Genomic DNA, 14,659 nt, shown 5'->3' on the forward strand with positions numbered 1-14,659 from the left:
TTCCATTGAGATAAAATACCGTCATTATCTAAATGTATCTATTTTAAGCTGTTTTTCTGGCGATGGTTCAAGACGACATTATTACAGCCGATAACTAAATCAAACAATAAGACTGTCCGCTGTAATGCTAACGCTTTGTAATCTTAACCATTTGCACATAACCGGAAAAAACCGATGTTAAAAAAGATTACCATTAAGAATGGGCTTATTGCTCAACTAAGCCTTATGTCTTTGATTCTATTAATTGTCAGTGTGATTGGAATAAATTCAATCCAGGAGAGTTCGCGCTCGCTACAAATAATAAATCAAATCCAGGGGGAGGAACTGGGATCGTTATCGAATAGCTTTAATGCCACCTTAAGTGCCAGAACTGAAGCGGCACTAGCCATCCATCAATTAGAGATAGGGCTGATTGATGAATCTTTGCAAACGGCAAAGCAGGCCGAGGATTCGCTGGCATTATCACAAACAGAAATGGCACGTTTTGTCAGCGCAGTATCTGACCGGGGAGACGGGCAGGAACTGGCAACTAACATCCAGAAAAGTTATAAAAATTATGTTGATAAGGGCGTAGTTCCCATGCTGGCCGCCATCAAGGCGGGCTATGCCGATGAGTATTATGAGGTGCTGGAAAAGAGCATCACCGATATCAGCAAAGCATTTAACAATGATGTCGCTACTTTTCGCAGCTATGCACTGGATGCGGGACAACTGCAAATTGATAAAGCCACCAGTGCAGCCAACATCAAATTGGCCATCATTGTTGCGGCGGGGCTGATTACGCTGATTTCTGCGGTGCTGGCGTGGTTCGCGCTTAAGTACATTATTTTGCAGCCATTGGAGCAATCAATTCATCAGCTTGAATATATAGCCGATGGTGATTTAACTCATAACATTAACAGTGACGGCAATACGGAATTGGCGCGGCTGGCAAGAGCCTTGCAAACCATGCAGCAGTCGCTGGTGGAATCGGTCAGCAATGTACGTGATGTTGGCGGGCAAATTGGTGTCGGTTCGCGGGAGTTGGCTGCGGGTAACAGTCATTTGGCGGCACGTACTGAAGAGTCGGCCTCTTCATTGGAGCAGACGGCGGCCAGTATGGAACAGTTGACCGCGACGGTAAAAATGAATGCTGAAAACTCGGATCAGGCTAATCGTCTGGCGATGAGTGTGTCGGATATTGCCAATAAAGGGAGTGAAGCTGTTAGCCATGTGGTGGATAAGATGCAGGCGATCACCACCAGTTCGCGGCGTATCTCCGATATTATTAGCGTGATTGACGGCATTGCATTTCAGACGAATATTCTGGCGCTTAACGCAGCGGTAGAGGCGGCCAGGGCCGGTGAACAGGGGCGTGGTTTTGCTGTGGTGGCGGGCGAAGTGCGCAATCTGGCACAGCGCAGTGCGCAGTCAGCCAAAGAGATTAAAGACTTGATTGTTGAATCACAACATCGGGTACGTGAAGGGGCGGATATGGCTGAATCCGCAGGGAAAACCATGTTTGAGATTGCGGGTGAGGTCAGTCGCGTGACCGCATTGATGCGCGAGATCTCCGCTGCGACTTATGAACAAAGTAGCGGAATTGAGCAAGTGAATGTGGCTATTGCTCAAATGGATCAGGTTGCCCAGCAGAATGCGACTTTGGTTGAACAGGCCGCAGCCGCGACGCGTTCATTAGAGGAACAAGCCGATGCATTGTCCGCCAGCATGGCGGTATTCAAATTGCAGGGCGATAAACTGGCTGTCGTATAAAAAAAACAGCGGCTTAGGGCCGCTGCTCTCTGGTCTTTGCCATAAACATCCAGCCACCAAACTAATCGGTGGCTTTTTTACGGCACTCGCGCCAGTTACTTCGCTTCTTCATCATCCGGGAATTTAGCAATAAAGCCTTCTGCATCTTCAACCATGGATTTTGTGCCGACGAAGAAAGGTGCGCGCTGATGCAATTTCTCCGGCACGATATCCAGAATGCGGTTAACCCCATCAGTTGCTTTACCACCGGCTTGTTCTGCCAGGAATGCCATCGGGTTGCATTCGTACAGCAAACGCAATTTCCCTTGTGGATGGCTGGCAGTGCTTGGGTAAATATAAATGCCGCCTTTCAATAGATTACGATGGAAGTCGGCTACCAGTGAGCCAATATAGCGCGAAGTATATGGGCGCTTGGTGGCTTCATCCTGCTCTTGGCAATACTTGATGTATTTCTTCACACCCAGTGGGAATTTAATGTAATTCCCTTCGTTGATGGAATACATGCAACCGGTTGCGGGATAGCGAACTTTTTCATGGGATAAACAGAAAACACCCAGTGAAGGATCGTAAGTGAAAGCATGGACACCATAACCGGTGGTATATACCAGCATGGTTGAAGAACCGTAAACCACATAACCTGCCGCAACTTGCTTGGTGCCCGGTTGCAGGAAGTCGGCTTCGGTAATTGGGGTGCCAAATGGGGTAATACGACGATAGATGGAGAAAATAGTACCGACGGACACATTCACGTCAATATTTGAAGAACCATCCAGCGGATCCATCAGAACCACATATTTGGCATTTTCTGCTCGCCCGCCATCAAAGATAACAATGTCATCTTCTTCTTCGGAGGCGATACCAGCAACTTCGCCACGGGCTTTGAGGGCAGCTTTCAATTTTTCATTGGCAAACAGATCCAGTTTCATCTGGTCTTCGCCCTGAATATTAGAAACACCGCTGGCACCTAAAATATCAACCAGTCCTGCTTTATTGATATCGCGATGAATGATTTTTGCGCCGAGTTTGATTGCTGAAAGTAATGCAGTTAATTCGCCGGTGGCGTGAGAGAAGTCTAGCTGTTTCTCAACGATGAATTCGCCTAACGTTTTCATGACACAATCCCTGAATCTACGGTTAAATATCGATTTATTAACGAACAACTCACCCAATGGCAGCAGTGTAGCCCAAAGGTGAGAATGATTCATAGGCAATTCCATTTCTTCTCTTTGATTCTGAGCGGTAGAATGGCTACAAATTCGAAGCTTATTAATACGGAAAATTTATGCGCATTCACATATTAGGTATCTGCGGCACTTTTATGGGCGGCCTGGCAATGCTCGCCCGTTCATTAGGGCATGAAGTGACGGGATCGGATGCTAACGTGTATCCGCCGATGAGCACCCTGCTGGAGAATCAAGGGATCGACTTGATCCAGGGGTATGATCCCGCGCAACTGAATCCAGCCCCAGATTTAGTCATCATCGGTAATGCCATGACCCGTGGTAATCCGTGTGTTGAAGCCGTATTAGAACAAGGCATCCCGTATGTTTCCGGCCCACAATGGTTACATGACCATGTGTTGCCAGAGCGCTGGGTATTAGCTGTTGCCGGGACCCACGGTAAAACCACCACTGCCGGGATGGTTGCCTGGATTTTGCAAGCTTGCGGTTATGAACCCGGCTTTGTGATTGGCGGTGTGCCGGGGAATTTTGAGGTTTCAGCCCGGTTAGGCAATAGCCCATTCTTTGTGATTGAAGCTGATGAATATGATTGCGCCTTCTTTGATAAGCGCTCCAAATTTGTTCATTACAGCCCAAGAACCTTGATCATGAATAATCTTGAGTTTGATCATGCTGATATTTTTGACGATCTCAAAGCGATCCAGAAGCAATTCCACCATCTGGTTCGCATCGTCCCAGGGCAAGGCAAAATCATTGTTCCGGATAATGACAATCATCTCAAGCAAGTGATGGCGATGGGGTGCTGGAGTGAGCAAGAGCTGGTTGGTGAAACCGGCAGTTGGTTTGCTCGTAAAGTGTCAATTGATGCCAGTGTCTATGAAGTGTTTCTCGATAATGAATTAGTGGGTGAGGTCAGTTGGTCACTGGTGGGCGAACATAATATGCATAATGGCTTGATGGCCATTGCTGCTGCCCGCCATGTGGGGGTCTTGCCAGCCGATGCTTGTCGGGTTTTGGGTGATTTTATTAACGCCCGCCGTCGGCTAGAACTTCGTGGTGAAGCTCATGGGGTGACTGTTTATGATGATTTTGCTCATCATCCAACCGCTATCCTTGCCACGCTGGCGGCACTGCGCAGCAAAGTGGGAGGAACGGCACGAATCTTGGCGGTGCTGGAGCCTCGCTCTAACACCATGAAACTGGGATTGTGCAAAAATGAGTTGGCACCGTCATTAGGTCGTGCCGATGAAGTGTTCCTGTTCCAGCCTCAACACATTCCTTGGCAAGTGGTGGAAGTCGCAGAGGCTTGTATTCAGCCTGCACATTGGAGTGCCGATATTGATACGCTGGTTGATATGGTCGTGAAGACAGCTCAACCCGGTGATCATATTCTGGTGATGAGTAACGGCGGTTTTGGTGGGATTCACGATAAGCTATTGAGTGCCCTAACTAAAAAAGCCGAGCAAGACGCCCAACCTCAGGACTAAGCTGGATAAAAAAAGCCCCCGCAGAGCGGGGGTAAAAGGGTTCGTCGGATAGACGACGAGGGATTATTCTGTTGTGGTGCTGACGTGCCCCAAGGGGTCCATCAAGACCTTGTTTCAATCAATACTCTATTCAATATGCTGAAAATTAATGTTTCAACCGATTGGATAAACCATCGTGTTCGAAAGTATGCCCCTCTAAATGGGGCATTTACTTTCATGCTTATTGCTTAACTTATTTGTAAATCTTCGCAGTGGCATGCCAGCCATTATCATCATTTATACCAATGATTTTGTAAGCGGTAGCGCCTTTGCTGTCTGCTTTATCTGCGATGGCTTGTTCAATATCAGAAGGGGCACCAGTAATGCCGCTAACACTGATAGCACCTAAGTCAGTCATTTTGCTGGCTTGCGCAGCATCAATTGATTGTGCTGCTTGAGCACCGAAAGCAACAACAGAAAGTAGGCTAAGAGCCGTCAGAGTCGTTTTGATTTTCATGATTTTTCCTCAATAGTTCACAACAACCCAAAAGTGCTTATCATGGATTTTGATACTTTCAGTTTGTTGTTTTTACTGGTTATTTAATTCGAATTTCGATGTTGTCTTACACATCTATTGCCAATAGTGGCGAGCAAAGACTTACTGGTAAATCTCGGCGGTGGCGTGCCAGTTATTATCTGCGCGTGCTTCGATAACTTTATACGCTTTTGCACCCATAGCATCGGCTTTATCAGACAGAGCCTGACGAATATCAGAGGGTGCGCCGTTGATACCACTCACAGTAATAGTGCCCATGGGTTTCAAATTAGCGGCTTGATTATCGCTGATGGAATCTGCTGCAAAAACGCCAAATGATAGTGCAGATAGAATGCTAATGGTTGCGATAGTAGTTTTAACGTTCATGTTTATGCCTCTAGTTATTCTTTTATCACTTCACAATAAGTGTGATTTACGTCACGAAAATGAGTATACATCTAGTAACTGAGAATATTAATAGCGGGCTAATAATATTTGATGTCACTTTATCGTTGGTTACTACTTTTTTAGAACGAAAAGGAATAAAAAGTGGTTAAAAAACAGCAACTTTTAGTAAAAGTATAATATTTTCAATGTGATAAGTGTTTTTGACTAAAAGTGCGAAATAGAATGGCAGCTTTGACCATCTATCGGGGAAAGGCAGTGTTATCTAATGGTTTTAAAAGTAAGAAGCAGTGATATTTCCTGTTTCTTAGGTTGGTGTTATGGGTTTGAGAGAGCAAATGCGGCATATCATATAGAGATATAGCCGCATCTTTAGATCAGATAGCAAGGTGCGGAGATTAAAGTTCTTGCTCAAATAGCCCGAGGATAGCCTCATGCAACTGCTTAACGGTAAAACCTCTGGCAGGTGTGGTGAAGATAGTATCGTCACCAGCAATGCTACCAAGAATACCTTCTGCTTTACCTAATGAATCCAACAGACGAGCGATCAACTGGGCTGCACCTGGACTGGTATTAATGACAACCACCGAATCATTATAATCAACATCTAATACCAGATTCTTCAGCGGGCTGCTGGTTGTCGGCACACCCAGCTCAGCAGGTAAGCAATAAACCATCTCCATTTTTGCATTGCGCGTTCTGACCGCTCCGAATTTGGTCAACATGCGCGAAACTTTGGATTGGTTGATATTTTCAAAGCCTTCTTCCTGCAAGGCCAAAACGATCTCACCTTGAGAACTGAATTTCTCTTCTTTCAATAACGCTTTAAACGCCTTGATAAGATCTTCTTGTTTTGCGGGGTTACGCATTTTTTATGCCCTGAGCAGTCAATAGTAAATGGGATTATTATGCATTTAAATGAATTTTTATTCAACATGACTATGGAGTATTGGCGATAAAAGCCCTGATATCAAGGTGTATTGGAATTTTAACATCACCTTACTGTTACGATTATGCTAAATCAGCCTTTTATTAGTATTCGGAATTGGTAACCAAAATGTTATTAAAATGATGTTGTTCTGATGTAACAGAAGGGTGTAATGTAACCGCCGATTAACCTGTCATGAATACTTCAGTAAATTTTAGAATAATGTGCGCTATATCATTAATGAATAAGCGATTTACTCTAAAATACATGCGCATTATGCGCCTTTTTGATGCGTGATATCTCAATCTGACTGTTAATAGATTGTGTTTAAAATCGCAATAAATTAAGGTGCGTAAATAGATGAATTCACGGCAAATTTAAATTAAATATAATAAGGAGTATAGGATGAAAGTTGCAGTTCTCGGTGCTGCTGGTGGTATCGGCCAGGCCCTCGCTCTTCTACTCAAGACCCAGCTTCCTTCAGGTTCAGACCTCTCATTATATGATATCGCGCCAGTGACTCCAGGTGTCGCGGTTGATCTGAGCCATATCCCTACTGCTGTTAATATTAAAGGTTTCAGCGGCGAAGATGCTACTCCAGCACTGCAAGGAGCAGATATTGTTCTGATTTCTGCTGGTGTTGCACGTAAGCCAGGCATGGATCGTTCAGACCTGTTCAATGTGAATGCGGGTATTGTCCGTAATCTGGTTGAGCAAATCGCGCGCACTTGCCCGAAAGCGCTAATCGGTATCATTACTAACCCGGTCAATACCACTGTTGCTATTGCCGCAGAAGTACTGAAAAAAGCCGGTGTTTACGATAAGAACAAATTATTCGGTATCACCACACTGGATACCATTCGCTCAAACACCTTTGTTGCTGAACTGAAAGGGAAGCAACCTCAGGATATCGAAGTGCCAGTTATTGGCGGTCACTCTGGCGTTACTATCTTGCCATTGTTGTCGCAAGTCCCTGGTATCAGCTTCACTGAGCAAGAAGTGGCCGATTTAACTAAACGTATCCAGAATGCGGGTACTGAAGTTGTTGAAGCAAAAGCCGGTGGCGGGTCTGCGACTCTGTCCATGGGGCAGGCTGCGGCACGTTTTGGTCTTTCTTTGGTTCGCGCTCTGCAAGGCGAAAGCAATGTTGTTGAGTGTTCTTACGTTGAAGGCGATGGCAAATATGCCCGCTTCTTTGCTCAGCCAATCCTGTTGGGTAAAAACGGTGTTGCTGAACGTAAAGACATTGGCAAACTGAGTGCTTTTGAACAGCAGGCACTGGACAGCATGCTTGATGTGTTACATAACGATATCAAGTTGGGCGAAGAGTTCGTCAAATAACACCTATATCTGAGTTGTTTGATGTCGCAGTGGCTTTTGTTCACCTGAATCACTGACCAAGGTTAATGATTCAGGTGTCTGCCATAGCGCTAATGACTTGGGCATAGAAAGTGATAATAGAGAGTATGGCCATTACAGAAGGCGAAAGTGACCTCTGAACATGGCCGCATCAACCGCCGACATTATTCATCGGCGGTTTTTTTATGCCGGTACATTGGCCTGGCGTATCCTTACTTTTCGGTCAAGAAGAACCCCTGTCTTTGCATCAAAATAGCGTGTTGGCCAGATTTCAGAAGGATGAATGTCCAGGCACTCAGCAATCAACCATTCCCCTTTTGGCCAAGGGCGTGTTAACGCATTGGCAAGTGTAGATGAACTTAAGCCCGCTTTTCGAGAGAGGGCCGCCAGTGTGGTGTCTTTTTTACGTAGTGCCGCAATGATGTCGGCTGGATGCCAATCAGATTTCCTTAAAATCATCTTTAATCCTTTTTTTTTCTAAGCAGCTGACGTGTTAGTGATATAAATAACGGTACATTGTTAATCGTACTGTGAACATAAAGTAATCATTTAGAAGCATAGTAACATTTATTTTCTGAAAAATTTTAAATGTTTTCTAAATATTCCTGTTTTGTGTCACAACGCATATTAGGAAGCAACGCCATGAAAAAAGAGTGGTTTGCCGCTAAGGAATTGGCAGGTCTTGATGGGCTACCGTCATCACCACAAGGAGTAAACCTCATGGCTAAACGTGAGGGATGGGAACAGCGCCGCCGCCGTGGTGTGCAGGGAAAGGCTGTTGAGTATCATATTGAGAGTTTACCCACTACGATACTGAATTCATTACAGTTAAGGGAAGATCCCGCCAAGTATACGCCGACGCGACAAGACCCGCTGTCTCTATGGGTTGAAGCCTATTATCGTTTTACCGAGACAGAAAGGGAGCAGGTCATTACTTTCATTTTTCGCGAAGGTGCTAAAAGTCTTATAGAGCGACTGAAGACGGATTAGTGCGAGTCAGTGGGGGCAATAATCAGCTCTCACCTTTATCAGCTAAAGTCGGCAATAAGCTATAAAATGGCTTAGATATGAAGTGGTTGGTAGGCTGGACTGTGTTTGGTTTGTTTGTGAGAAGGAAAACTCGGGCAGTTACGCCAGAGTTTCCTAATCATTTCTTAAAATGAGCGTTGCACGGCAATATGCGCTAACCCTTCCAGGGCTTGACGATAATGGCTTTCAGGTAAAATCTGTAATGAAGCAATCGCTTTATCTGCCTCTTCCTCAGCACGTTGGCGGGTATAGTCCAGAGAGCCGCACTGTTGCATGGCCTGCAAGACAGGCTCAAGTAAATGACGGCCATTACCCTGTTCAATTGCTTGCCGGATCATCGCTGTTTGCTCTGGTGTGCCATTATGCATTGCATGCAGTAACGGCAGGGTCGGTTTGCCTTCGTTTAGGTCATCACCGGTATTTTTACCCAAAGTGGTGCCATCAGAGCTGTAATCCAGCAAGTCATCAATAAGCTGGAAGGCAGTACCGAGATAACGCCCATAATTCTGTAATGCCAGTTCTTGTTCTTCACTGGCATCTGCCAGCACGGCAGCAGACTGTGATGCTGCTTCGAACAGGCGAGCGGTTTTGCTATAGATGACCTGCATGTAATTTTCTTCAGTGATGTCAGGGTTATTGCAGTTCATGAGCTGCAAAACTTCGCCTTCAGCAATAACGTTAGTTGCTGCTGACATCAATGTAAGAACCCGCAGTGATTCAAGGCTGGTCATCATTTGGAATGAACGTGTATAGATGTAGTCGCCCACCAATACACTGGCAGCATTGCCAAATGCAGCATTCGCTGTGGCTTTACCACGACGCATATCTGATTCATCGACAACATCATCGTGCAGCAGAGTCGCTGTATGGATAAATTCAATCAATGCTGCGACCGTGATATGTTTGTTGCCCTGATAATTCAGCGCTCGGGCTACCAAAACAGCAATCATTGGACGGATTCGTTTTCCACCGCCACTGATGATGTAATGGCCCAACTGATTGATAAGGACAACATCAGAGTTCAACTGGTCGAGAATTGTTGTGTTTACTGCCGCCATATCTGGCGCGGTTAACTCGATAATCTTTTCTAGGTTCATTGTTATATTCAGCTGTTTTTCTCTTTAACTGCGATGAGATTACCGCCCACATTATTACATGACGTTCCCTGAGACTATGATTGTACTTGAAAAATCTATCAAATAAACGAGATGTAAGAAACTGTGCTTTTTTTCTTCTCTTGTGCTGATTATATACTTGTCATTCACTACATTTTTGCGTAGAATTCGCGCCCTATTGTGAATATTTATAGTGCGCTCTGGACTACAAAAGTGGAGTGCACGGAAAGCGGAGTTTTATATGTACGCGGTTTTCCAAAGTGGTGGTAAACAACACCGAGTAAGCGAAGGTCAAACCATTCGCCTGGAAAAGCTGGACATCGCAACTGGTGAAACTGTTGAGTTTGACCAAGTTCTGATGATTGCTAACGGTGAAGAAATCAATATCGGCGCTCCTTTAGTCGATGGTGGCAAGATCAAGGCTGAGGTAGTTGCTCACGGTCGTGGCGAGAAGATTAAGATTGTTAAATTCCGTCGTCGTAAGCATTACCGTAAGCAGCAAGGTCATCGTCAGTGGTTCACTGATGTTAAAATCACCGGCATCAGCGCTTAAGATTTAGGAGAGCGGATAAATGGCACATAAAAAGGCTGGTGGCTCGACTCGTAACGGTCGTGACTCCGAAAGTAAACGTCTTGGCGTAAAACGTTTTGGCGGCGAAGCAGTACTGGCAGGCAGCATCATCGTTCGTCAGCGTGGCACTAAGTTCCATGCAGGCATCAACGTAGGTTGCGGCAAAGACCATACTCTGTTTGCTTTGGCTGACGGTAAAGTCAAGTTCGAAGTTAAAGGCCCGAAAAACCGTAAATTTATCAGCATCGAAGCTGAATAAGTTTTTCGCGTCCTGTAAATAGATGTAAGCCCTGCAATTTCGTTGCGGGGCTTTTTACATTTCTGGGTTAACCCCCCTGGTAAAAAATGGATACGAAGCAGCAGGCTGGTTTAGGTATTTTTTTGGCACTAACCACTGCCGTATTCTGGGGTGCCTTGCCGATTGCAATGAAGCAAGTGCTCGAAGTTATGGAGCCTTATACCATTGTTTGGTATCGCTTTATGATGGCAGCTATCGGCTTGGGGATTATTCTGGCTTCGCGTCGTCAGTTGCCCTCTCTTAAACTTTTTCGCCAACGTCGCTGGTTGGTATTACTGATCATTGCGACCTGTGGCTTGCTGGGGAATTTCATCTTCTTCAGCTCATCATTACAATATCTTAGTCCGACGACATCTCAGGTTATCGGGCAGCTTTCACCGGTTGGGATGATGGTTGCCAGTGTCCTGATTTTAAAGGAGCGGATGCGCATCAGCCAAGTTATTGGCGCGGGTATGTTGATTTGCGGCCTGCTGTTATTTTTTAACACCAGTCTGCATGAAATCTTTACTCGGCTGACGGATTACACTCTTGGTGTGGTATTAGGCATCTGTGCGGCGGTGGTCTGGGTCAGCTATGGTGTCGCTCAGAAGGTGCTATTAAGGCGTATGGCATCGCAACAAATCTTATTATTGTTGTACACTTTATGTGCAATAGCACTGTTCCCATTAGCGAAGCCAGCCGTTATTTTGCAGCTAAATGGGTGGCAACTTGCCTGTTTACTGTTCTGTGGGGTTAACACCCTGGTTGGCTACGGCGCTTTGGCTGAAGCCATGGCGCGCTGGCAGGCAGCGCAGGTAAGCGCTCTCGTCACTTTGACGCCGCTGTTTACCTTGTTTTTTTCAATTTTATTGGCGCTGGCCTGGCCAGATATGTTTGCCGCACCTTCCCTCAACTTTGTGGGATACGTCGGCGCATTCGTGGTAGTGGCAGGTGCAATGTTTTCCGCAATTGGGCACCGTTGGTGGCCACGTCGGACAGAAATAAATCAGGTTGCTCGGTAAAAATAGCAGCTTGATGAATGAGTTACGGAGAAAGTAAATGAAGTTTGTAGATGAAGCTACGATTCTGGTTGTAGCCGGCGACGGTGGGAACGGTTGTGTCAGTTTCCGTCGCGAAAAATATATTCCTAATGGCGGCCCTGACGGTGGTGATGGTGGCGACGGCGGTGATATTTACCTGCTGGCTGATGAAAACCTCAATACCTTGATCGACTACCGTTTTGTGAAATCTTTCCGCGCTGAGCGTGGGCAAAATGGTCAGAGCCGTGACTGTACCGGGAGACGTGGTCAAGATATCACCATTAAAGTTCCGGTCGGTACTCGTGTACTGGACCAAGGAACCGGCGAGATTTTGGGTGATATGACCCGTCACGGTCAGCGCCTGATGGTCGCGAAAGGGGGTTTCCACGGTTTAGGCAACACCCGTTTCAAATCTTCAGTAAACCGTGCTCCACGTCAGAAAACCATGGGCACCGAAGGCGAGACACGCGATCTGACGTTAGAGCTGCTGTTGCTGGCTGATGTCGGTATGTTGGGGCTGCCTAATGCCGGTAAGTCGACCTTTATCCGTGCCGTTTCTGCCGCGAAACCAAAAGTGGCTGATTATCCATTTACCACCCTGATCCCAAGTCTGGGTGTGGTACGTATGGATCACGAACAGAGCTTTGTGGTGGCCGATATTCCAGGGCTGATTGAAGGCGCTTCAGAAGGTGCTGGCTTGGGTATTCGCTTCCTGAAACATCTGGAACGTTGCCGCGTATTGTTGCATTTAGTGGATTTAGCACCGATTGATGAATCTGATCCGGTCGAAAATGCCAAAATCATTATTAATGAATTGCAGCAGTACAGTGAGAACCTTGCTGAGAAGCCACGCTGGCTTGTTTTCAACAAGATCGACCTGGTAGACCCGGAAGAAGCTGAAGCACGCGCTAAAGCGATCGTAGAAGCTCTGGGATGGGAAGATAAGTATTATATGATCTCGGCAGCGAATCGCGAAAATGTGAATGCGCTATGCTGGGATGTAATGAACTTCCTTAACTCGCAACCCAAAGCGATGGCTATTGCTGAAAGCGCGCCAGAAAAAGTTGAATTCATGTGGGATGATTATCACCGTGAACAACTGGCTGAAGTGGAAGCCGAAGCGGAAGCCGAAGACGATGATGATTGGGATGAAGAAGATGATGACGGCGTAGAGTTTATCTACGAGCGTTAAGTCCCACAGCAGTGATTGGTTAATAGCGTCAGATTTGAACAAGGGCTGCCATTCGTGGTGGCCCTTTTGTTTAATCTGCGGAGAGTTAACGATGAGTCGTTGTCGGTATCCAGCATTGTGCCACTAATCCGGAGCGGTCAAGGCGGTTCTCCAGTGTCAGCCGGCCTTGGTGCAATTGGGCAATGCGGATAACAATGTTTAGCCCTAAGCCACTGCCACCATAGCGTTGGTCCATACGGCGAAATGCTTGTGTCAGTTCACCTGCTTGTTCCGGTTTTATTCCTGGACCTTCATCAATGACTTGCAATACTGTGCCCTGTGCATCAGCGGCAATATTGACGGATATTTGGCTACCAACCGGGCTATAGCGATGGGCATTTTCGACCAAATTACGCAGCATCAAACGTAGCAATGTGGCGTCGCCCTGGGTTTGAGCATGGGGAGGAATTTTCCACTGCAAGGTCTGTTGGCGAAGCGCACACATCTCCGCGAGCTCCTCTTGCAATGGTTGCACCACATTTTCAACCCAGTCCAATGTCTGATAAAGCCCGCTGGCAAAATTTTGCCCAGCTCTGGACAGCATCAGCAATTGCTCAATGGTATGTATTAATAAATCAATGCGGCTGATGAGCGGCTTACTTTCAGCAATACCTTGCTGCTCCATCAACTCAAGATGCAACCGAATACCGGCAAGAGGAGTGCGTAGCTCATGTGCCGCATCGGCAGTAAACAGGCGTTCCTGCTGGATGGTATTGGCGAGCCGGGATAACAGTTGATTGAGTGTTGAGGTGACAGAGACTATTTCTTGCATGTCACTGTTTACAACAACCGGGGTGAGATTATCAGCCGAACGCTCAGCTAATTTCTGCTGTAATTGATCCAGTGGCCGAATGATCCAACTGATCGCCCAGAACGAGAGCAATAGGGTGATGGCCATCATGATAAGTGACGGCGCAAGCAGTGAAGCAATAGCCTCGGCTATTTCGGTATCCACTCGCTCATTGCGCACTTTTGCACTGAGAGTTTCATCAACCAGGAAGCTAATTTGTTCTTGGCTTTCATGCCAGAGCCAGAATGCACTGATCAACTGAGTAACCAGTAATATTAACGCCAACATTAAAATAAGACGACGGCGCATACTGATCATCATAGAACTTCCAGTCGATAGCCGATGCCGCGCACCGTCCGGATACGATCTTTGCCCAATTTACGTCGTAGGTTATGAATATGCACTTCCAGCGTGTTAGAACCGAGATCATCATTCCAGGTATAAAGATCCTGTTGCAGCATTTCACGATTGACGGTTTGACCGGCTCGCATAATTAACCGTGAGAGAATGGCAAACTCCTTGGGAGTCACTTCCAACGGTTGGCCCTGCAAACAGACCTGCTGCGTTGATAAGTTAAGACTCAGGTCATCTTGCTGCACCAGATTGTCACTCTGCCCTTGATAGCGGCGGATCAGCGCCCGGACGCGCGCCAGTAACTCGGCTAACGCGAAAGGTTTTATCAGATAATCATCAGCGCCAGCATCTAACCCATCAACCCGGTCTTCAAGTGCATCGCGGGCAGTGAGGATCAGCACCGGCAGTGTGATATGTTGGCGACGCCATTGACGCAATAATGCGGCCCCATCCTGATCCGGTAATCCGAGGTCGAGGATCACCATGCTGTACTGACTGGTTAGCAATAAACTGTGCGCCTCGGCTGCGGTACCGGCACAATCGCAGGCGTAACCCCCGTTGGTCAGTGCCATCGCTATCCCTTGCTGCAGCAGTTCGTCATCTTCAACAATCAGTAGTTTCATGGT

Annotated in this window: 16 protein-coding genes; 8 read left to right on the top strand and 8 right to left on the bottom strand. The window is 46.5% G+C overall.

The window, feature by feature from the left end:
• Positions 1-174 precede the first annotated feature (174 nt).
• Positions 175-1,752, top strand: a complete 1,578-nt coding sequence (locus FTA96_RS11865) for a methyl-accepting chemotaxis protein (RefSeq protein WP_050121743.1) — start codon at positions 175-177, stop codon at positions 1,750-1,752.
• A gap of 95 nt (positions 1,753-1,847) precedes the next feature.
• On the opposite strand, the gene fbp is transcribed toward FTA96_RS11865, so the two are convergent.
• Positions 1,848-2,864: a class 1 fructose-bisphosphatase gene (fbp, locus tag FTA96_RS11870; RefSeq protein WP_050110950.1), complete on the bottom strand. Its 1,017-nt coding sequence runs from the start codon at positions 2,862-2,864 to the stop codon at positions 1,848-1,850.
• A 170-nt stretch (positions 2,865-3,034) separates the two neighbouring features.
• On the opposite strand from fbp, the gene mpl reads away from it, so the two are divergent.
• A complete protein-coding gene (mpl, locus tag FTA96_RS11875) occupies positions 3,035-4,420 on the top strand; it encodes a UDP-N-acetylmuramate:L-alanyl-gamma-D-glutamyl-meso-diaminopimelate ligase (RefSeq protein WP_145534018.1) in 1,386 nt (461 codons plus the stop codon).
• Between the two features lie 232 nt (positions 4,421-4,652).
• Here the strand turns inward: mpl and FTA96_RS11880 are convergent, their stop codons facing one another.
• From FTA96_RS11880 to argR, 3 genes are all read right to left on the bottom strand, one after another.
• Complete coding sequence (locus FTA96_RS11880) at positions 4,653-4,916, bottom strand: YdgH/BhsA/McbA-like domain containing protein (protein WP_050110327.1); 264 nt, start codon at positions 4,914-4,916, stop codon at positions 4,653-4,655.
• A gap of 141 nt (positions 4,917-5,057) precedes the next feature.
• A complete protein-coding gene (gene yhcN, locus FTA96_RS11885; RefSeq protein ID WP_050121741.1) occupies positions 5,058-5,321 on the bottom strand; it encodes a peroxide/acid stress response protein YhcN in 264 nt (87 codons plus the stop codon).
• Positions 5,322-5,737: 416 nt separating this feature from the next.
• Positions 5,738-6,208, bottom strand: a complete 471-nt coding sequence (gene argR / locus FTA96_RS11890; protein WP_004707043.1) for a transcriptional regulator ArgR — start codon at positions 6,206-6,208, stop codon at positions 5,738-5,740.
• Between the two features lie 464 nt (positions 6,209-6,672).
• Here argR and mdh point away from each other — a divergent pair, with 464 nt between their 5' ends.
• Positions 6,673-7,608: a malate dehydrogenase gene (gene mdh, locus FTA96_RS11895; RefSeq protein WP_050110325.1), complete on the top strand. Its 936-nt coding sequence runs from the start codon at positions 6,673-6,675 to the stop codon at positions 7,606-7,608.
• Between the two features lie 201 nt (positions 7,609-7,809).
• On the opposite strand, the gene FTA96_RS11900 is transcribed toward mdh, so the two are convergent.
• A complete protein-coding gene (locus FTA96_RS11900; RefSeq protein WP_050110324.1) occupies positions 7,810-8,085 on the bottom strand; it encodes a helix-turn-helix domain-containing protein in 276 nt (91 codons plus the stop codon).
• A gap of 183 nt (positions 8,086-8,268) precedes the next feature.
• Between FTA96_RS11900 and FTA96_RS11905 the strand changes: the two genes are divergently transcribed.
• Complete coding sequence (locus tag FTA96_RS11905; RefSeq protein ID WP_179210425.1) at positions 8,269-8,616, top strand: DNA-binding protein; 348 nt, start codon at positions 8,269-8,271, stop codon at positions 8,614-8,616.
• Between the two features lie 164 nt (positions 8,617-8,780).
• Here the strand turns inward: FTA96_RS11905 and ispB are convergent, their stop codons facing one another.
• Complete coding sequence (gene ispB, locus FTA96_RS11910; RefSeq protein ID WP_050110323.1) at positions 8,781-9,752, bottom strand: octaprenyl diphosphate synthase; 972 nt, start codon at positions 9,750-9,752, stop codon at positions 8,781-8,783.
• 259 nt (positions 9,753-10,011) lie between these two features.
• Between ispB and rplU the strand changes: the two genes are divergently transcribed.
• The 4 genes from rplU to cgtA all read left to right on the top strand — a co-directional run bounded on the left by rplU (position 10,012) and on the right by cgtA (position 12,850).
• Complete coding sequence (gene rplU, locus FTA96_RS11915) at positions 10,012-10,323, top strand: 50S ribosomal protein L21 (protein ID WP_004707048.1); 312 nt, start codon at positions 10,012-10,014, stop codon at positions 10,321-10,323.
• Positions 10,324-10,342: 19 nt separating this feature from the next.
• Positions 10,343-10,600 (top strand): 50S ribosomal protein L27, encoded by a 258-nt coding sequence (gene rpmA, locus FTA96_RS11920; RefSeq protein ID WP_002210179.1) that lies wholly within the window; start codon positions 10,343-10,345, stop codon positions 10,598-10,600.
• Between the two features lie 86 nt (positions 10,601-10,686).
• On the top strand, positions 10,687-11,640 hold the full coding sequence (locus FTA96_RS11925; RefSeq protein ID WP_050121739.1) for a DMT family transporter: 954 nt from the start codon (positions 10,687-10,689) through the stop codon (positions 11,638-11,640).
• A gap of 37 nt (positions 11,641-11,677) precedes the next feature.
• On the top strand, positions 11,678-12,850 hold the full coding sequence (gene cgtA, locus FTA96_RS11930; RefSeq protein ID WP_050110321.1) for an Obg family GTPase CgtA: 1,173 nt from the start codon (positions 11,678-11,680) through the stop codon (positions 12,848-12,850).
• Positions 12,851-12,935: 85 nt separating this feature from the next.
• Here the strand turns inward: cgtA and pmrB are convergent, their stop codons facing one another.
• Together pmrB and pmrA are read right to left on the bottom strand one after the other, a co-directional pair.
• Positions 12,936-13,997 carry a two-component system sensor histidine kinase PmrB gene (gene pmrB, locus FTA96_RS11935; protein ID WP_050135661.1) on the bottom strand — a complete coding sequence of 354 codons (1,062 nt, stop codon included), beginning with the start codon at positions 13,995-13,997 and terminating at the stop codon, positions 12,936-12,938.
• Complete coding sequence (pmrA, locus tag FTA96_RS11940) at positions 13,997-14,656, bottom strand: two-component system response regulator PmrA (RefSeq protein ID WP_145573875.1); 660 nt, start codon at positions 14,654-14,656, stop codon at positions 13,997-13,999. Before pmrA ends, pmrB begins: the two co-directional genes overlap by 1 nt.
• Between the last annotated feature and the right edge of the window lie 3 nt (positions 14,657-14,659).

Origin of the sequence: Yersinia alsatica (assembly GCF_902170305.1) — a bacterium.
In the GTDB taxonomy this organism is placed as follows: domain Bacteria; phylum Pseudomonadota; class Gammaproteobacteria; order Enterobacterales; family Enterobacteriaceae; genus Yersinia; species Yersinia alsatica.